Origin of the sequence: Pseudomonas sp. P8_229, assembly GCF_034008635.1 — a bacterium.
Lineage (GTDB): Bacteria > Pseudomonadota > Gammaproteobacteria > Pseudomonadales > Pseudomonadaceae > Aquipseudomonas.
In genome coordinates this window covers 5,920,570-5,938,175 of record NZ_CP125378.1, presented here as the reverse complement: position 1 = coordinate 5,938,175, position 17,606 = coordinate 5,920,570, and the positions used below count along the sequence as shown (strand labels likewise).

The 17,606-nt window shown below is 53.9% G+C and carries 16 protein-coding genes; 12 read left to right on the top strand and 4 right to left on the bottom strand.

Translation table 11 applies throughout. The features are described 5' to 3' along the window. The first annotated feature begins 15 nt into the window (after nucleotides 1-15). Both QMK55_RS26755 and QMK55_RS26750 read left to right on the top strand, forming a co-directional pair. Entirely contained in the window at nucleotides 16-2,364 is a 2,349-nt protein-coding gene (locus QMK55_RS26755) for an AAA family ATPase (RefSeq protein ID WP_320328151.1), read from the top strand. 3 nt (nucleotides 2,365-2,367) lie between these two features. Next, nucleotides 2,368-3,465, top strand: coding sequence for an endonuclease (locus QMK55_RS26750; RefSeq protein WP_320328150.1), 1,098 nt, complete (start codon nucleotides 2,368-2,370; stop codon nucleotides 3,463-3,465). Nucleotides 3,466-3,687: 222 nt separating this feature from the next. Here the strand turns inward: QMK55_RS26750 and QMK55_RS26745 are convergent, their stop codons facing one another. Further along, nucleotides 3,688-4,581 carry a LysR family transcriptional regulator gene (locus QMK55_RS26745; protein WP_180697866.1) on the bottom strand — a complete coding sequence of 298 codons (894 nt, stop codon included), beginning with the start codon at nucleotides 4,579-4,581 and terminating at the stop codon, nucleotides 3,688-3,690. A 99-nt stretch (nucleotides 4,582-4,680) separates the two neighbouring features. On the opposite strand from QMK55_RS26745, the gene QMK55_RS26740 reads away from it, so the two are divergent. The 4 genes from QMK55_RS26740 (at nucleotide 4,681) to QMK55_RS26725 (ending at nucleotide 9,264) form a co-directional block, all read left to right on the top strand. Further along, the gene (locus QMK55_RS26740) at nucleotides 4,681-5,850 is read left to right on the top strand and encodes a mandelate racemase/muconate lactonizing enzyme family protein (protein ID WP_016983047.1); all 1,170 of its coding nucleotides are present in this window, start codon (nucleotides 4,681-4,683) and stop codon (nucleotides 5,848-5,850) included. Nucleotides 5,851-5,952: 102 nt separating this feature from the next. Next, complete coding sequence (gene dctA, locus QMK55_RS26735) at nucleotides 5,953-7,260, top strand: C4-dicarboxylate transporter DctA (RefSeq protein ID WP_016983046.1); 1,308 nt, start codon at nucleotides 5,953-5,955, stop codon at nucleotides 7,258-7,260. Nucleotides 7,261-7,378: 118 nt separating this feature from the next. Beyond that, on the top strand, nucleotides 7,379-8,251 hold the full coding sequence (locus QMK55_RS26730) for an isocitrate lyase/PEP mutase family protein (RefSeq protein ID WP_320328149.1): 873 nt from the start codon (nucleotides 7,379-7,381) through the stop codon (nucleotides 8,249-8,251). Between the two features lie 26 nt (nucleotides 8,252-8,277). Further along, nucleotides 8,278-9,264, top strand: coding sequence for a D-glycerate dehydrogenase (locus QMK55_RS26725; protein ID WP_320328148.1), 987 nt, complete (start codon nucleotides 8,278-8,280; stop codon nucleotides 9,262-9,264). 153 nt (nucleotides 9,265-9,417) lie between these two features. Here QMK55_RS26725 and QMK55_RS26720 read toward each other — a convergent pair whose 3' ends face one another. Next, a complete protein-coding gene (locus tag QMK55_RS26720) occupies nucleotides 9,418-10,008 on the bottom strand; it encodes a TetR/AcrR family transcriptional regulator (protein ID WP_320328147.1) in 591 nt (196 codons plus the stop codon). A 99-nt stretch (nucleotides 10,009-10,107) separates the two neighbouring features. Between QMK55_RS26720 and QMK55_RS26715 the strand changes: the two genes are divergently transcribed. The 4 genes from QMK55_RS26715 (at nucleotide 10,108) to QMK55_RS26700 (ending at nucleotide 13,552) form a co-directional block, all read left to right on the top strand. Then, a complete protein-coding gene (locus QMK55_RS26715) occupies nucleotides 10,108-10,866 on the top strand; it encodes an SDR family oxidoreductase (protein ID WP_180697869.1) in 759 nt (252 codons plus the stop codon). Between the two features lie 366 nt (nucleotides 10,867-11,232). After that, the gene (locus QMK55_RS26710) at nucleotides 11,233-11,664 is read left to right on the top strand and encodes a MarR family winged helix-turn-helix transcriptional regulator (RefSeq protein WP_320328146.1); all 432 of its coding nucleotides are present in this window, start codon (nucleotides 11,233-11,235) and stop codon (nucleotides 11,662-11,664) included. Nucleotides 11,665-11,851: 187 nt separating this feature from the next. Then, entirely contained in the window at nucleotides 11,852-12,598 is a 747-nt protein-coding gene (locus QMK55_RS26705; RefSeq protein ID WP_122687202.1) for an NADPH-dependent F420 reductase, read from the top strand. 219 nt (nucleotides 12,599-12,817) lie between these two features. Then, complete coding sequence (locus tag QMK55_RS26700; protein ID WP_016985334.1) at nucleotides 12,818-13,552, top strand: NADPH-dependent F420 reductase; 735 nt, start codon at nucleotides 12,818-12,820, stop codon at nucleotides 13,550-13,552. Between the two features lie 495 nt (nucleotides 13,553-14,047). Here QMK55_RS26700 and QMK55_RS26695 read toward each other — a convergent pair whose 3' ends face one another. Further along, nucleotides 14,048-14,479 (bottom strand): hypothetical protein, encoded by a 432-nt coding sequence (locus QMK55_RS26695; RefSeq protein ID WP_320328145.1) that lies wholly within the window; start codon nucleotides 14,477-14,479, stop codon nucleotides 14,048-14,050. A gap of 511 nt (nucleotides 14,480-14,990) precedes the next feature. Beyond that, entirely contained in the window at nucleotides 14,991-16,169 is a 1,179-nt protein-coding gene (locus QMK55_RS26690; RefSeq protein WP_320328144.1) for a sugar transporter, read from the bottom strand. Nucleotides 16,170-16,561: 392 nt separating this feature from the next. On the opposite strand from QMK55_RS26690, the gene QMK55_RS26685 reads away from it, so the two are divergent. Both QMK55_RS26685 and QMK55_RS26680 read left to right on the top strand, forming a co-directional pair. Next, nucleotides 16,562-16,909: a hypothetical protein gene (locus QMK55_RS26685; RefSeq protein ID WP_102356166.1), complete on the top strand. Its 348-nt coding sequence runs from the start codon at nucleotides 16,562-16,564 to the stop codon at nucleotides 16,907-16,909. Between the two features lie 15 nt (nucleotides 16,910-16,924). After that, nucleotides 16,925-17,377, top strand: coding sequence for a DUF805 domain-containing protein (locus QMK55_RS26680; RefSeq protein ID WP_102356165.1), 453 nt, complete (start codon nucleotides 16,925-16,927; stop codon nucleotides 17,375-17,377). The last annotated feature ends 229 nt before the right edge of the window (nucleotides 17,378-17,606 follow it).

The following is a 17,606-nucleotide window of genomic DNA, read 5'->3' as shown; positions in this document are numbered from 1 at the left end:
CAGGGAAGATGACCAATGCAACGATTTGCCCGCAGTGAAATACCCCCACCTGTTTTCCGCGAAAACCAGTTCAAGGTGGCTCGAAAGGATCTGCTTGAACTCTTCACGCTCGACACACAGGAACGCTCACAAACCCGCATTTCCGGAGAAGAGCTAACTCTGAATCTTAGCCAGGTCGGCCCCATTCATGATGCGTTGGGGCACCTGTTTCAAGGCAAATGCGCATTTTGCGAAAGCCGGGATCTGACCGCCCCCTATCGATTTCGAGCGGCGTCATCCGTTACGTCTGTCATGGGAATAGTGGACTCTCACCTCTACTACGTCTGGCTCGCGAATGCCTGGGAAAATATCTACCCCATCTGCCTCAAGTGTATTCCGCGCCAGCCTTCGTTCTTTCCTGTCGACGGCAAACGTGTGCCGATTCCAAGCCTGGAGCAAATACGCCAGTATGCCGTAGAGGATCTCGGTTCTTGGCGCACCTCCGAGCCCCGCGAGAAGGCCATTTTGCTCGATCCGTGCCTTGACCGGAACTTTGAACGGCACCTGTTCCCCTCCATAGATGGCGAGCTGGTGCCACTGAGTGAAAGGGGTGATACCACAATCGCCAATTTCCGGCTGGACCGTCCCACCTTGAATAGTGCGCGAGCCGCCAAACTTCGCGAGTATCGTGAGGCTCTATTGGCGGCCGATCAAAACCGGGCGCATTTACGCTCCGATGATTTTCGATACTTGTTTGACTTCCTTGAACTTGAATATGGTGGTCTGTGGTACCTGCAATGCCGGCTCATTGCGCGGTACCTATCGCAGAGAGTTGGCATGGAAATGCCTACCGGCCGCTCCCGAGTAGCAAGGACACTGAAAACCCTGCTTTTTATGGGCGACTACAAGCAGGTGCATAAAGAATTAAAGCATTGGATCGAAGATACTGATTTCGGCCACCGTCCCATTGAAATCCCGCCCACGGATTATGGCGTCCTGCAGTCCGAGCCTGTCACCCAGAAGGCCGTCGTACCGCGGGTTTATCCTTCTTTGCACTCTATGCAGTTCGACCATTTCAAGGTCATCGAGCACCTCAAGCTGAAACTTGATACACCCACCGCCGAATCGCAGTTGAACAACGCAGCGTTGCAACCGGCACTGTTGATACTGGGTGAGAACGCCACCGGCAAAAGCTCGATTCTCGAAGCGATTGCGCTCGCGTTGAGCCCCCGTGAAACACGTAGAGCCTTGAACCTGACGCCAGGCTCACTCGTGCTCTCCCCAGCACAACTCGGTTCAAATGACGTGCCCACGCAGTTCTCGGCACGCGTACGACTCGGCTTTGACGAGGGGCGCGACAAAGTGTTGAGCATTGACAATGCCGCTTGTAAACAAATCGGGCCACGCCTTGTGCCGCCCGTGTTTGCTTACGGCGCCTTTCGCCAGTACCAGAAAAAAACACCGCCGGGTTTTGAGCCCGCTCACGGGATCATCAACCTGTTCGAAACCGATCGCCTGCTGGTGAACCCTGAACAATGGTTGCTTGGACTCAAAGGCGAAGATTTCAATGACGTAGCACGCGCGTTGAAAATCATCATGTCCGTGGAAGGCGACATCAAAGTCATCGAACCAGCCCCCGACGGCAAATCCTGCTTGATCGTAACAGCGCCCGCCGGCGTTGTGACCAAGACACCGCTCAATGATGTGTCCTCAGGCTACCGGACCATCCTGGCAATGGTGTGCGACATCATGCAACGGTTGATGGATCGGAGCATAAACCCCCACTTCCAGGGTCTTGAACATGCCCAGGCGGTGGTGTTGATCGACGAAGTCGAAGCGCACCTGCATCCACGCTGGAAAATTCAGATTATGCAGGTGTTGCGCCGGGCATTGCCCAAGATCACGTTTATCGCCACCAGCCATGACCCCCTATGTCTGCGCGGCATGCAGGACGGCGAAATTGTGGTGGTTCACCGCCGGTCCAGGGCGGGCGGGGCCAATACCCAGTACGCGACGTGTATTGAGAAACTGCATGATCTACCCGACTCCACGCAGTTAACGATTGAGCAACTGTTGACATCCGACTTTTTCAACCTCATGTCCACCGACCAGCCGGCCACGGAAAAACAACTGGCCAATGTTGCCGACGTGTTGAACAAGTCAAAGAGAAACGAGACGTTGACCGACGAAGATAAGCAGGTCATGCAATATTTCAAACAGGAGATCAATGAGGCGCTCCCCATTGGCACCAGCGAAGCCCAGCGCGTCGTTCAGGAGGCTGTCGCCGAGTTTCTTCATGAGCGGCAGGAACAGCCGTCCATCAAGTGGGACGAGATACGTACGAGTGCCAAGACCAAAATATTGAACATCCTCAGGAACTTTTGAAACGTGCGCTTCGTTGACCGATCCTTGATTAAAAAGCCCCGCGCAATGCTGCCAAGAAAGACAACCGTCAGTGCTGCGGATCAGGAGCTCATAGACTTCACCGCATACTTTGAAGAAAAAGCCGCCGCACTTGAAGCGGCGCTGGTGGCTGATGATCCGGTTGCGGCCGCAGCCTCCGTGACGAAGGAGTTCTCAGCGAAAAAGCCTACGTTCAATACGTACCGCAAAGACTCGGTCAAAACCCAGCTGTACGCGATATTTCATGGCAAATGCGCATATTGCGAAACGTTCTACCCCGCCGTAGCGCCGGTTGACGTAGAGCATTACAGGCCCAAAGGCGCCGTGGGCCAGGATGCGACCCATCCAGGGTATTGGTGGCTGGCAATGGCGTGGGAGAACCTGCTGCCTAGCTGTATCCATTGCAACCGACTAAATAAACACGCAACGCCGAAGCTTTCGACCCAGCTAGTTGAACTGCTCGCTGACGGTACAGGCTTCAGCGATCAACACAAAGCCACCACGGGCAAGGGTAATCACTTTCCGATCTTGGGGTTGCGCGCTACGCCAGCGTCACGGGATTGTTCAACCGAATACCCGCTGTTGCTCAACCCTTGTCTGGATGACCCGCAAGAGCATTTGGCCTTCCATGTCGACCGCGAAAAGCTTATCGGGCTGGTGTTACCAAAACCGCACGATGGTGCGGGGCTACCGACGCATGTTTCAACCAGGGACCTGCTCCCCGAGTTCGCAGACGAAATCGATCAGGCGCTCAGGGAAAAGCTCAGCCTGCGCGGCGCCGTGTCGATCCACACCTATGGACTGAACCGATTGGGACTGGTCCAAGATCGCACGCGTGTGCTGCGCCAACTCGCCTTTCTGGAGGAGTCGGTAAGAGATCTTTGCGCCACGATCCAGAGCCTGGAAGCACGCTTAAACGACCCCTTCGCGGTTGAAAACAAACGCATCATCACGCGCATGGAGGCATTGGTAGAACGCACAGCGCAGCACATGGCTGATATGGCCAAGCCTCAAGCGCCCTACTCGACCATGGTTTACGAATTTTTGCAGGGCTTTCAGACGCGCCTGCTTGCCGTTCCTTAGGCTGGATCAACACATTTTCAACGCCTGGGCAATCTCGATCGCCCGTGCATCACATGCGAATGGGGGCAAAAGTGGGGGCAAACCAAAACTTTCCCGGCCTGAAAACCCCGTGCTAGAGCCAAGTCAAAATGTTCTTTGGCGACCCTGAGAGTCTCTGAATCAAGCCGCGCAGCGCTTAATTCTGCCTCGCCGCCGTGTATTTCTAACGAGCAGCGCAACGCGTCATGTGGAAGGCTGCGGGTCACTACCCGCCCTGCCCCAGAATTCTTCGGCAGACTGACTGAGAATAGCTTTTGGGCGGGTCAGATGAATTTCCAGAGGTATATCCCAGCTTTCGTCGAGCGCTCTGACTAAGCGCCCATCCAGGATTTCTTGCTCGGTGAGGCTCTTGGGCAGCCACGCCACTCCTTTGCTTTCCAAGGCCATGGACATGAGTACCGCTGCCAGGTGGCTGCTGAAAAGTGGTTTGAGGTGGAGGTAATCTTCCTTGCCACGCAATCTGTGGGCGACGATACGCCCCAGTCCAGACTCATGGGTGTAAGCGAGGTATGGCAATGCCGCAGGAGAGGTGCCGAAGTTAGCGGATGCACTCGTGAGGGGAACGAGAACGTCCTCGCCCACCTTCTTGCTGGTGAACTGATCAGGCGCCAGTAAAGGCGGAACATCGGGATGGCGGTGGCAGAGCAGAAACTGAACCTGACCATGTATCAGCATCTGCTCACAAACAGCCATGCTATCTGAGTGCAGTTTAACGGCCTCAATGGGGGCACCGTTTTCTGAGCTTCGAAGCCATTTCGGAAAAAATGTAAATGACAGGGAATGAGTCGCTGCGAATTGAAGCGACTTGGCTGCCATTCCTGCTACCTCTTGAGCCTCGTTGCGCATCCTGTACAAGTGTCGAGCCGCCTCCTGAGCACTGGGCAAAATTTGCCTTCCTGCCTCGGTAAGGGTTGCGCCTTGCGGTGTACGCACAAACAACTCAACGCCCATCCAGTTCTCCAATGAGCGAACTCTGCGGCTGAAAGCCGGCTGAGTAACATGCCGCGCTTCTGCCGCCCGAACGAAGCTGCCGTACTCTGCAAGCGCTGAAAGATCTTCGAGCCAAACGAGTTCCAAGGGCCATGCCTCCTGTGCATAGGGTACGGCATTAATAGCATTGGGCGGGTGACATCGCAAAGCATAACGTGGGGCCACAAACAACAAGAGGAACCCGTCATGCGTATCGTAGACATCCGTGAAAAAACAGTTTCTATTGCCTCTCCAATTGCCAACGCCTACATCGACTTTTCCAAAATGACCTGCTCGGTCGTCGCTGTTATCACGGATGTGATTCGCGACGGTAAACCTGTCATCGGCTACGGTTTCAACTCCAACGGTCGCTATGGTCAAGGCGCTTTGATGCGTGATCGCTTTCTGGCGCGGATCACCGAAGCTGATCCAGATACTCTTGTCGACCATGAAAACAACAATCTGGATCCGTTTGCCATCTGGAAAACCCTGATGACCAACGAAAAGCCAGGCGGTCACGGCGAGCGCTCGGTCGCAGTTGGCACCATCGACATGGCTGTATGGGATGCCGTCGCCAAGATTGAAGGAAAACCTCTCTATCGCCTGCTGGCTGATCGTTACCGCAACGGCGTGGCCGATGACAAAGTTTGGGTCTATGCGGCAGGTGGCTACTACTACCCAGGCAAAGACCAGACCAAGCTCAAAGCAGAAATGCAGAGCTACCTGGATCGTGGCTACGACGTCGTCAAGATGAAGATCGGTGCAGTACCGCTGGACGAAGATATACGTCGCATCGAAGCGGTACTTGAAGTGGTTGGGGACGGTCGGCGACTGGCGGTCGATGCCAACGGTCGCTTCGATCTTCAGACCGGTATTGCTTACGCGGAAGCCATCAAGAAGTACAACCTGTTCTGGTACGAGGAGATCGGTGACCCACTCGATTACGCACTCCAAGCTGAGCTTGCCAATCACTATGAATTGCCTATGGCGACCGGGGAAAACCTGTTTTCCCACCAGGACGCTCGTAACTTGCTGCGTCACGGCGGCATGCGTCCGGATCGCGACTTTCTCCAGTTCGACTGTGCGCTGTCCTATGGGTTAGTGGAGTACATGCGCACCTTGAAAGTGATGGAAGAAATGGGTTGGTCTTCCCGCCGCGTAGTTCCGCACGGTGGTCACCAGATGTCCCTGAACATCGCAGCCGGTCTGCACCTGGGCGGCAACGAATCTTACCCCGACGTGTTCCAGCCTTTCGGCGGCTTCGCCGACGGAATCAAGGTGGAAAATGGTTACGTCGGCCTGCCAGATATTCCAGGTGTTGGCTTCGAAGCCAAGTCCGCCTTGTACGCAGTCATGCGCGAGTTGGGCGAAGGCTGATCAACCTCGATCTGCGGTTTCTTTTAAGGAGACCGCAGACTCAGGCGTCATCCGCTGACGCCAAACCACATGCCCATCACAAAAATAAAATGAGGTGCTTCCGTGGAAATTTCCAAGTCCCGCTGGTACAGCCAGCTATATGTGCAGGTGCTGATCGGCATCGTCATCGGCGCAGCGATTGGTCACTTTGAACCGCAATTCGGAGCCAAGCTTCAACCTTTTGCCGATGGCTTTATCAAACTCATCAAAATGCTGTTGGCGCCTATTATTTTCGGTACCGTCGTGGTTGGCATCGCCAAGATGGGCAGCATCAAGGAGGTCGGACGGATCGGCGTCAAGGCGCTGCTCTACTTTGAAATCCTTTCCACCATTGCGCTAGTCATCGGCCTTATTGTGGTCAATATCGCAAAGCCAGGCGCCGGGATGAATATCAACGCTACCACGCTCGATGCCAGCGCTATCGCCAAGTACAGCCAGGCCGCCAGTGAACAGGGCGGCACCATCGATTTCTTTCTCAACATCATCCCGAGCACCTTCATTGGCGCATTCTCGAATGGCGTCATGCTTCAGGTCATTCTGATTTCGGTATTGATGGGCGTAGCCCTCGTTCAGATGGGCGAAACCAGCAAACCGCTGATCAATACCATCGACTTGTTTCTGCAAGGGCTTTTCAAGATCGTGGCAATGGTGATGCGCCTGGCTCCCCTTGGCGCCGGCGCCGGGATGGCATTCACTATAGGCAAGTACGGCATTGGTACCTTGCTGTCACTCGGCCAGTTGCTGGTCGCGCTCTATATCACCACCCTGATTTTCATCGTGGTAGTGCTGGGTACGGTTGCCAGATGGTCGGGCATGCCGCTGATGCAATTTCTTCGTTATTTCAAAGATGAAATTCTCATCACGCTTGGCACCTGCTCAACCGAAGCCGTGCTTCCGCGAATGATGGTGAAACTTGAAAAGCTGGGCTGCAAGAAGTCAGTGGTAGGCATGGTGCTACCCACTGGATATGCCTTCAATGCAGATGGCACCTGCATTTACCTCACCATGGCGGCGATTTTTATCGCACAGGCAACCAATACGCCACTGACGTTTATGGATCAGATGATTCTGTTGGGCGTCTTCCTGCTGACCTCAAAAGGCTCCGCTGGCGTGGCGGGTGCCGGGTTCATAACCCTTGCGGCAACGCTAACAACCATCCACTCCATTCCTCTGGTCGGCCTCGTCTTGCTACTGGGCATTGACCGATTCCTGAACGAAGCACGGGCCGTGACCAACCTGATCGGTAACGGCATCGGCACCATCGCCATTGCCAAGTGGGATAACTCGTTCGATGTCGAGGCCTGCGAGCGTGAAATCGCCGCCATGAAACACGAAAAAGCGGCCAGGAAGGCAATGCTGGCACAGAAATAATCTGCAAAGGGAGCCGGTCATCTCGCCTTAAAACGGTTATGACCGGGAGTGCCTTCCAGGTCTCGTTCAAATCGAATGAGACCAACAAATTACTTCTAAGAATTTGATGGAGCCAAAAATGATTGAGCGATCACATCATGAACTGCGCAAGGCGTTTGGTGATTTACTCCAGGGTACCGTCTGCAAATTCGCTGCTTCCGTATTCGATCCGATCTCGGTTCGTATGGCTTCCGACCTTGGCTTTGAGGTCGCCATTCAAGGTGGTTCCGTCGCCTCGCTTCAGGTGCTCGGGGCACCGGACATCGCACTGCTCACGCTGGATGAGTATGTCGAGCAGGTTTCCAGAGTCGGACGGGCCAGCCAAATCCCAATCATTGGTGACGCTGACCATGGATTCGGAAACGCGCTGAATGTGATGCGAACAGTGACCGAGTTGCAGAAAGCCGGTGTCGCTGCCCTAACACTGGAAGACACCCACCTCCCGGCCAAATACGACGAGCAGTCGCATGTGCTTATCGAGAGGGAAGAAGCTGCGAGCAAGATTTACGCTGCGCGGTTTGCCCGTTCAGATGATGCGCTCACCATCATCGCCCGAACAAATGTGGCCGTTACCACCTTGGAAGATTCCATTGCACGCACTACGGCCTATGAAAAAGCCGGGGCCGACGCGATTTGCCTCGTCGGGGTGAAAGACTTCCAACACTTGGAAGCACTCACTGCACATCTCAGCGTGCCGATCATGCTGATCAATTATGGAAATCCGGCTCTGAGCGATGTTGAGAAACTGAGTGCAGCCAACGTGCGGATTGTGGTCAATGGGCATGCCCCCTATCTGTCCGCAATCAAAGCGACTTACGAGGCGCTGCGCGAACAAAGCGGCACAAAGGGGAGCGAGTTTTCCCTCCCTGAGCTGCTTTCTAAATACACGCTCTCGGACAATTACCGTGAGTGGGCGAAAACCTATTTGAAGTCAGAACACGATTCAAATTGAGTTTGAAAAAGGTGCGATAAGGCGTCATGAAAAAGACAATCCTGGCCTTCAGCCGCGTCTCACCCACGCTGCTTGAGCCTTACAAAGATACGTACAACATCATCGTCATGCGTCCAGAGCTTGGTGACATGGATGCTCAGTTCGAAGATGCCATTCCCAGCGCTCATGGATTGATCGGCGGCAATCGGCGCCTAGGTGAAGCAGAGCTCGCATCGGCTAAAAACCTTGAGATCATTTCCAGCATTTCGGTTGGCTACGACAACTATGACCTCAGCTATCTCAATGGCCGAGGGGTCATGTTGACCAATACGCCAGATGTCTTGAACGAAACCACCGCTGATCTGGCTTTCGCCCTGATCCTGGCCACAGCGAGACGCATCCCAGAGCTTGATGCCTGGACGAAAGCCGGCAATTGGACAAAGACCATCGAAGCATCCCACTTCGGATGCGATGTGCATGGAAAGACCTTGGGCATTATCGGTTTAGGCAAAATTGGAGAGGCCATCGCACGCAGAGGGCGTTTCGGTTTTGGCATGAACATCCTCTACAGCGGCAACAATCGTAAACCGCAGCTTGAGAAAGAACTCGGTGCGCGGTTCGTCCCGCAAGAGAAACTTTTAAGCGAGTCTCATTTTGTCTGCCCGGTCGTGCCGTTGACGGACGGCACGAGAAACCTCATCGGACGTAAGGAGCTAGCGTTGATGGGCCCGGAGAGTATTTTGATTAACGTTTCTCGCGGCCCTGTGGTTGATCAGGACGCACTCTTCCAAGCGCTTGAGGAGAAAACGATACGAGCAGCGGGTTTAGATGTTTACGTGAAAGAACCGCTTGTGAGTTCAGGTCTTTTCAAATTGAAGAACGTTGTCACTGTGCCTCATATCGGCTCTGCAACAAGCGATACACGCAATGCGATGGCACTGCGTGCACTGGAAAATTTGCTTACGGGTCTCGAAGGACGACAACCGAGAGACCTCGTGAATACTCACGGGCTAGGGCACAGATGGACGCAGTGACGACAAGGACGCTGGCAGTATGGCCACCGCTCAGGATGGATCGCGGCTATAGGTTGGGGCGCCTACTCAAGCTTAAGCCGCTCTAAACAAGATCGACTATTTGCCGATGCGCTCCGTTTCCTGTTCTCGCCGACGCGTGTCCTGATTTTGATGCTAGGCGTTATTCTTTTTCAGGTTTTCGGGGCTGCCAGCGCACAAACCATCCATCACCAAATTCATCAATCTGGCGAGACGTAAGCGCCATTCGCTCTGGGCATCCATTTGCCATATTCCAGCGATGGCTAGAAAAAAGTCGTCGTTTGTAATCCCGCTACGAATCGTTCCTGCCTTCTCATTTGCCCTCAAAAGCAATTCGGCAGCTCCTTGGACAGGAGCGTATCCCGACTTCCCTGGGAACTCGTAAACGGAAGCAGCTTGTTGGATCGCAGCAGCGAGTCCTGCCTTTGTCATTGCATATTCAGCGAGGCAGTCCATCCACTCTCGGAGGGCTTCCTTAGGTTGTTTGGTCGCCAGCAGCTCCTCTGCCAACGCGGCCACCTGCTGCATTTCGAACTGATAAACCTCGAATACCAACTTCTCCCTGGTAGGGAAGTGACGATAGAACGTGCCTTGCCCTACCCCCGCCTTCTTCGCAATCGTGCTTAACGGAATCGCAGGATCGCTAGTCAGCTCTACCACTGCGACCTCCAGAATCCGTTCCCGGTTTTTCTTGGCGTCAGAACGCATCACCAAATCGTGAGTCATGAACAAAATTTTCCTTCACTGCATTGCTAAGCGGACAGTTGTCCGGTACGGTTTGAAAGTGGACAGCTGTCCGCTTAGTCATCGTTTCTGGAGTTTACTATGAACAGCACTGGCAACACGATTCTGGTTACTGGCGGCACCTCAGGCATCGGCCTCGGTCTGGCGCTAAGATTTCACAAGGCGGGCAATAAAGTCATCATCGCGGGACGTCGCAAGTCTCTGCTCGACAAGATCGCGTCGGAACATCCAGGTATTGAATCAGTAATGCTGGACGTCTCCGACCCACAATCCATCCAGCGCACCAGCGAAGCGCTTGCGATCAGCCATCCAAATCTAAACGTTCTCATAAACAACGCTGGGATCATGCACTGGGAGGATCTGACTGATCCGGAAAGCCTGAGCACAGCCGAAGATATCGTGACGACGAACTTACTTGGCACGATTCGCATGGTCTACGCATTCACTCCCCATCTGAGCAAGCAGCCCAGTGCAACGATAGTGAATGTCAGCTCGGCGTTGGCCTTTGTACCGTTGCCAGCTACACCGACCTACAGCGCAACCAAAGCGGCAGTTCACTCATTCACTCAAAGTCTTCGAGTGCAACTTGAGGATTCGTCCGTCGAAGTGATCGAGCTTGCGCCGCCAGGGGTACGTACCACATTGCTTGGACAGGAAAACGACGAAAACGCTATGCCATTGGAGGAGTTTTTGGATGAAGTCTTCGAACTGCTCAAGATTTCTCCGACCCCGCCTGAACTCGTCGTCGAACGCGCGAAGCCATTACGATTTGCAGAAGCGAGCGGATCACATGGTGATGTCTTGAAAATGCTCGCGGGATACAAGCCGCCGGCAGAGTAACGTTTACCTCGTGGGTACACCTGATTCCATCCAGGGGGGGCAGATCATATCTGCGCCCCAGGCGGTGCAACCGCGTCTCGCTTGGCATGCTCAGACGCACGTACTGAGAAATTAAGACAGAGTTGGTCACCCAATCGCGTCAAGATGATCACCGCCTTATACCCACCCAACCATCCGCGCTTGGCACCAGATCCAAGCTGCTCCATGTCCTCGCGCACGCAGATTCGTCTTCTCTTAGAACCAATTATCAAGTGGCCACGCAGTGGTACTTCATCTAAAAAAAAGCCACCAGCCTCGGAAGCTGTTGACACACGGCGGGTCTACGCATAATTTATGTAGCACACTACACAATAGTAGACGATATATATGAATTCGGCAGCACGCAGCGTAGCCACAGAACTCTCCTTCGCGCTCAACGCAGCTGCGAACCGGATGGTTCGATTACACAAACCGTTTCTCGAACCGCTTGGCCTCACCTTCTCGCAGTACCTGGTCACGCTCGAGCTTTTGAACGGGTCGCCTCTTTCTGTGAGCGATTTATGTGATCGCCTCGACATGGAGACCGGCACGCTTACGCCGCTACTGAAGAGGCTTGAAGCTGCTGGAGTGATTACACGCACACGCGACTCCTCCGATGAACGCCGAGTGCTTATTGATCTCACAGAGCCTAGCCGTGCCATGGAGGATGAGCTTCGCAGCATCACCGACAAGATCAGAACTGCGTGCCAGCTCACGTCAGAAGATCTTGAGGAGCTTCGGTGCACACTTGAGGGTCTGGCGCGACCGGCTACCACTTAGTACCTGCCTTAGAAGCGGCTAGCAACGGCAGAGCTTTAGTAGCGGGTTGGCAGTTGCAGATTAGACACAAGCGCACAGAGCCGCGATGCGCTTGTAGAAGAGTTAGCGAAGGGAAAGCCTTGCCGAGAAGCTCCCCGCGCAGATCCACATGTCATGCACACCTAAGCTCCAAAGATGAGGAATCTCTATGAACATCGGAATTATTGGTAGCGGATTTATCGGGGGAACACTGGCAAAACTGCTCAGCGCTGCCGGCCATACAGTAAGGGTCGCTAACTCCCGTGGGCCAAATACTGTTAATGCTGACGTGCTTTCCACGGGCGCGCTGGCGGTCACGAAAGAAGAAGCTTTGGTTGGCGCCGACGTCGTGATTCTTTCGATCCCTTTTATCCGCATTCCGGATCTTAAAACGCTTGTTGCCGAGCTTCCTGAAGAAAGCGTAATCATCGACACATCCAACTATATACCGGCGCGCGACGAGCGATTGGAAGCCATCGAGAATGGCCAGCCTGACAGTGTCTGGGCATCCGAACAAATTGGCCGTCCACTCGCAAAAGCTTGGAACACGATTTACTCCGCGTCATTAAACGAAGCGGGTAGGCCTGCTGGCGACCCGGATCGCATTGCCGTCCCTATCGCTGCGGATCGTGATCACGACCGTGTCGTGACGATGTCACTGGTCGAGGATTCCGGATTCGATGCCTACCATGCTGGCTCGTTAGCAGAATCCTGGAGACAACAGTGTGGCACTCCTTGCTATTGCACTGAAGTAACGCTTGAGTCCCTTCCGCAGGCACTGACAGACGCGGATCTGGCGCGCGCTCGAAAGCGTCAAGATCTTTTCTTCGCGGTGTATAAAGAAAGGTTTGGCACAATTGGAACAAATCCAAGCCGCGACTACATTGTTCAGCTTTCGAAGTTGATATATGGATGAAGTAGTCGTCATAACAGCACTTCGACGAAGCTTTATCAAAATACAGAGACATATGAAGCGCGGACTATTAAAAGTCTAACGCGATTTGGTGGATTTTCAATCTCTCACACATGGTCAGCGTTTTCAAAACAACTGTTTGGCAACTGAACGCCAAGGCGAGCCAGCAGCAGTCATTCACGCAATTACTTTAATCTTGCTTACATGCGAGGAGTTATTTAAATGAAAATCGGAATTATCGGCGCAGGTAACATTGGGGCTACCCTTGCCCGTAAACTCGCGGCGGGCGGTCACGAAGTTAAACTGGCAAACTCGAAGGGCCCGCAGAGCATTCAGAATCTTGCCAATGAAATCGGCGTAAATGCGGTTACTAAGGAAGAGGCGGTGTCTGAGGTAGACGTCGTTATCCTCTCGATCCCCTTCGCAAGCTACCCTGATCTCAAACAGACCTTGAGCAATGTGCCGGAGACAACCGTCGTCATTGACACGTCCAATTATTATCCGGGACGCGACGGGGCAATCAAAGAAGTTGACGACGGCAAGCCTGAGAGCGTTTGGGTAAGCGAACAGATTGGTCACCCAGTTGTTAAGGCATGGAACGCCTTACTGGCTGCGACCCTTGCCGATAAAGGTCAACCAGCCGGTTCTTCATCGCGCATAGCCATACCCGTAGCTGGGGGAGATACCAGAGCTGAAACAATCGCGCAGGATCTTGTTGAGGATACGGGCTTTATCGCGCTCGCCTCAGGCCCCCTTGAAGACTCATGGCGCCAGCAACCAGGTACACCTGCTTACTGCACTGAGCTGACCTTGCCGGAACTCAAATTGGCATTGAATGCGGCAGACAAGTCACGGGCGCCTCAAAACCGCGACGCACTCATTGCCAAGTTTATGACTCCCGGTAGTCAGTTTACTCACGAGCAAATTGTTGCCACCAACCGGGCAATGACGGCCTGACTTTTCGGATTAGGTGGGATCTGTATCTAGTATTCCACCCTTATTGATCGCGTAGCTAAGCTCTTAGTGAAGCCAGCGTCGCTCTTAGTTCTAGCCGTATTAGCTCCCAGCTCAAAGTTGCTTGTAGTGATGAGCAAGCACTTAGCAGTGGTAAGGCCAGCAATGAAACCAGTTTGTATTTCAGCCACACTTGCATCTAAGGGCGCGCAGCTTAAAGCGCAATGGCGTATCACACTAGCTTGCCTTTTAAAGAAGGTGTGTCCAATCATGGCTGAAATCCGGCAGCGCTCATGCGCTGCAAGCTGCCAGGAACATCCGTGGTCTAGTATCTTCCCTGAGAGACGTACGAAAGATCTCGAAACGTTCCAGACAGTCTTTGAAGCGAAGTCTCGATTATGGCCAATTGGCACCACTACCCTTCTCTCTCCTTTCGCTTCAGCAATGAACTCCGCTTCCCAGCTTCATTGCACGCTCAGTTCTTGGCGATCTTAAATTTTATTTAAAATCAAAATACTCAATCATCATTCTCATTGGCATCGTCATATCCACTTTCAAGAATCCCAGCACCTCAAAAAACCATGAAAGATTATCTCCCATTACAGAAACATCATCTTCATCATTTGACAGCAGGCAGATAGCTAGCCGCGCCAGTAATACCTCCTTATCTTGAAAGTCACGTATTGCGCCTTTCTCATCGATTTTCGCCCACCAAACCGAAGCCTCGGCCTTACAGGCTTCAATTGGGATCTTGCCATTTACATAGTCTTTTGCAAGACGCAAAGGATCATTCTCACAATCAGAGAATTTGATACCCAATGCATCCACAACCTTGACCAAAAATCCGATCTGTTGCTTAAGCGCTTCGCGATTGTCAGATGGCCGAATAATCGCGCCAACGTTATATTTCTTAAAATCAATTTGATTCATACGACGTTAACCTTGAAATGTTGTAAAAGGTCGGCACACGAGGAGCAAGGAGCCTTGTTTGTGCCATGACCATTTCCGGAGCTAACTGAATCGCTCTTGGTTTCGTAGACACCTCCAAGCCCAGTAAACCAATTACAGGGATGCAAATATTAGGTCGAACACAGCCGATCGGAGTTGCTGTTCTCGACCGAGAGCGGATTAGCTGGTCCTTGATGAGCCCCCCTCCCGCCAGATCCGATGAGGAGCTACACTGAAAGCCATCGACGACCACCCTACTCCGCCTCAGAGATCGCCAATCTCGATCGCCCGCAGATCCCACGCTACGGGGGCAAAACTGGGGGCATATTTTAGTTTTTCCGACCTGAAAATACTGCGCTAGAGCCAAGTGAAAATGTTCTTCGGGGATCCGGACAGTCTTGAACTGCCTGCGCATTAAGCACGCAGTGAAAGAACCAGACAAAGCTGGCGTTCGAATGCAAATGCACCTGTCGGCGAACGCTAGCCCTCAAACTCAAGCCCCAGGCCGGCTGTAGCGATACATCGACAAGCAGTAAAACGACAGCGCCACTGCCGCCAACGTTCCGCCAACCACTCCGATGTAAGCAAAGCCGAACTGACTGCCCACCCAGCTTCCCACCAGTGCCCCGCCGCCGATGCCGATGTTGTAGATCCCTGAAAACAGCGCCATCGCTACATCAGTGGCATCCGGCGCCAGCACCAGGACTTTCGACTGCAGCGCCAGCCCGAAGCCCATGATCGCCATGCCCCAGAACACACTCAGCACGCCGAGGTACGAACCGTTGCCGCTCAAAGGCAATAGCAAAGCCAGGCACAAGGCGAGCACTGACACGCAGATGATCAGAAAGCGCTGTGGGTTATAGCTGTGCAGGTAGCTGAACAGCAGCGAGCCGAAAATGCCGGCGCCGCCGAATAACAACAGCACCAGCGTCACCACATCACCGCTCATGTTGGCCACGGTCAGAACGAACGGTTCGATGTAGCTGTAGGCGGTGAACTGTGCCGTCACGACCAGCGCCGTCAGAACATAGACGGCCACCAGTGCAGGTCGCTTCAGCAATATGGGCAGGCTCTTGAGCGAACCCGAGTTCTGGCTGGGCAGCAGCGGCAGCACCTTCGCCAGACAGAACACCAGCGCCGCAGCAAAGCCGGCAATCACGATGAACGTGGTGCGCCAGCCCATGGCCTCGCCCAGCAAGCGGCCAAGGGGAATGCCCAGCACCATCGCCAGCGAAGTACCGGTTGCCAGTAAGCCCAGGGCCTGAACCTGTTTGCCCGGTGGCGCCAGGCGCACGGCCAGAGACGCGGTGATCGACCAGAACAACGCGTGCGACAACGCCACACCAATCCGGCTCACCAGCAGCATCCCGAAACTGGTCGCCAGACTCGACAGGATGTGACTGGCGATAAACATCCCGAACAGCACAATCAGCAATTTCCGCCGCTCGACATTTCGCGTCAGCAGCATGATCGGCAATGACGTCAGCGACACCACCCACGCATAAATGGTCAGCATCAGGCCGACCTGCGCGGTCGACATGTCGAAGCTGCTGCCGATCGAACTCAGCAGACCCACAGGTACAAATTCGGTGGTATTGAACACAAACGCAGCCAGAGCCAGTGCAATTACCGCGTACCAGTTGCCGTTGTTTGTCGCCGTAGAATCACTCATTTAAACGTCGTTTTACTCTTCGATGATCGCGCGCACTCGATCTGTGTCCATCTGTGGGTGTCTTGTGACGCTCTGCGCTGGCGCAACGTTAAGCGGTTGCAGGGGTGCTTCACAACAACAGCCGAAGAATCAGTCACGCGTCGGCCAGCACGCCGATGCCTACCCCACTCACGACCTGTCACTTCGGTAAAGCGCTCGACCATGCCGAAGAAGTAGTAGCGTGGCGGATTCGGATGTTTCCTGACGATCCGGACAGCCCTCAGCAAAACTGTATCGGCAAATCCACGCCATCATGATGGCAAAGTGCTAATGACAAATCCGGTAATACAGTTTAACTTACCGCCGCCTCGACCGATGGAGGGTCGGGCATTCGCACTCAGTTAAGGAAAACGATGGCAATGGTCTATTGTCGTGCTTGCGCCAAGGAGCTACACGAAACGGCGCTCACCTGCCCCCAATGCGGGGCTGTCCAACAGGCCTGCGTGCCGCAAACGCGAGCCGAAATACCCTGGCTGGCCATCGTTTCGCTGATCCTCGGGATTCTCAGCGCACTCACCCTGTTTGATGATTCCGAATGGGACAGAGAGGCGATTGTCGGTGTGGGCATCCTCAGCCTTGCGGGCCTCACTTGCGGCATCGTCTGTATCAACCAAAAACACCCAGGAAGAAACCTCGCGATTGCCGGCATTATTTTGTCAGGCCTTGCCGCGTTCGTTTTGTCCTGTCTATCGATTGAATAATTTTAGGGAAAAAATATGAGCATGGTTTTCTGCCGCGGTTGCGCCAAGGAAATTAGTAGTCTGGCCGTGGCATGCCCACAGTGCGGTGCACCTCAGGCAACTCAACCGTCCTATGCAAGCGGCCCCGCCATCACCACGGGCAACCCTTACATGGAAGCGCTGAAGAATTACGCCGTGTTCCAGGGTCGTGCCACTCGCCGCGAGTACTGGATGTTCGCGCTGATCAACCTGGGTATCTGCATTGTCATGGGTGTCCTCGACGCGATGCTCAATACCAAGGGCATCCTGGCCAACCTCTACAACCTGGCAATGTTCCTGCCGAGCATTGCCGTCGGCGCGCGCCGCATGCACGACACCGACCGCAGCGGCTGGTGGCTGCTGCTGCCAATCGTCAACCTGGTGTTTCTGGTGCAAGACAGCCAGCCAGGCCCAAACCGCTTCGGGCCGAACCGTAAAGGTGACAACTGAGTCAGCCTGCAACTGTTGATCGAGACGGCCTTCATGGCCGTCTCTTTGTTTGTGCGACCTGCTTGTGATAAACCCGCGGCGCTTTTACTCGCCACGCAACACAAATTTGTCATCAAACAGATTGATAGCCCCCTAACGAAAGGTGCATGCTAGAGGGCTCGAATCGTTCTTATATCATTCCGAATGATAGTTACCTTTGCTTCATTCGATTCGTGCCATCACAGCCCGC

What these genes read in the sequence shown, in the direction of transcription:
- QMK55_RS26685 (WP_102356166.1), top strand. Translation starts at nt 16,562, where the DNA reads ATGGCAATGGTCTATTGTCGTGCTTGCGCCAAGGAGCTACACGAAACG.
- QMK55_RS26705 (WP_122687202.1), top strand. Translation starts at nt 11,852, where the DNA reads ATGAACATCGGAATTATTGGTAGCGGATTTATCGGGGGAACACTGGCA.
- QMK55_RS26720 (WP_320328147.1), bottom strand. Translation starts at nt 10,008, where the DNA reads ATGACTCACGATTTGGTGATGCGTTCTGACGCCAAGAAAAACCGGGAA.
- QMK55_RS26710 (WP_320328146.1), top strand. Translation starts at nt 11,233, where the DNA reads ATGAATTCGGCAGCACGCAGCGTAGCCACAGAACTCTCCTTCGCGCTC.
- QMK55_RS26740 (WP_016983047.1), top strand. Translation starts at nt 4,681, where the DNA reads ATGCGTATCGTAGACATCCGTGAAAAAACAGTTTCTATTGCCTCTCCA.
- QMK55_RS26730 (WP_320328149.1), top strand. Translation starts at nt 7,379, where the DNA reads ATGATTGAGCGATCACATCATGAACTGCGCAAGGCGTTTGGTGATTTA.
- QMK55_RS26725 (WP_320328148.1), top strand. Translation starts at nt 8,278, where the DNA reads ATGAAAAAGACAATCCTGGCCTTCAGCCGCGTCTCACCCACGCTGCTT.
- QMK55_RS26680 (WP_102356165.1), top strand. Translation starts at nt 16,925, where the DNA reads ATGAGCATGGTTTTCTGCCGCGGTTGCGCCAAGGAAATTAGTAGTCTG.
- QMK55_RS26700 (WP_016985334.1), top strand. Translation starts at nt 12,818, where the DNA reads ATGAAAATCGGAATTATCGGCGCAGGTAACATTGGGGCTACCCTTGCC.
- QMK55_RS26755 (WP_320328151.1), top strand. Translation starts at nt 16, where the DNA reads ATGCAACGATTTGCCCGCAGTGAAATACCCCCACCTGTTTTCCGCGAA.
- QMK55_RS26695 (WP_320328145.1), bottom strand. Translation starts at nt 14,479, where the DNA reads ATGAATCAAATTGATTTTAAGAAATATAACGTTGGCGCGATTATTCGG.
- QMK55_RS26715 (WP_180697869.1), top strand. Translation starts at nt 10,108, where the DNA reads ATGAACAGCACTGGCAACACGATTCTGGTTACTGGCGGCACCTCAGGC.
- QMK55_RS26690 (WP_320328144.1), bottom strand. Translation starts at nt 16,169, where the DNA reads ATGAGTGATTCTACGGCGACAAACAACGGCAACTGGTACGCGGTAATT.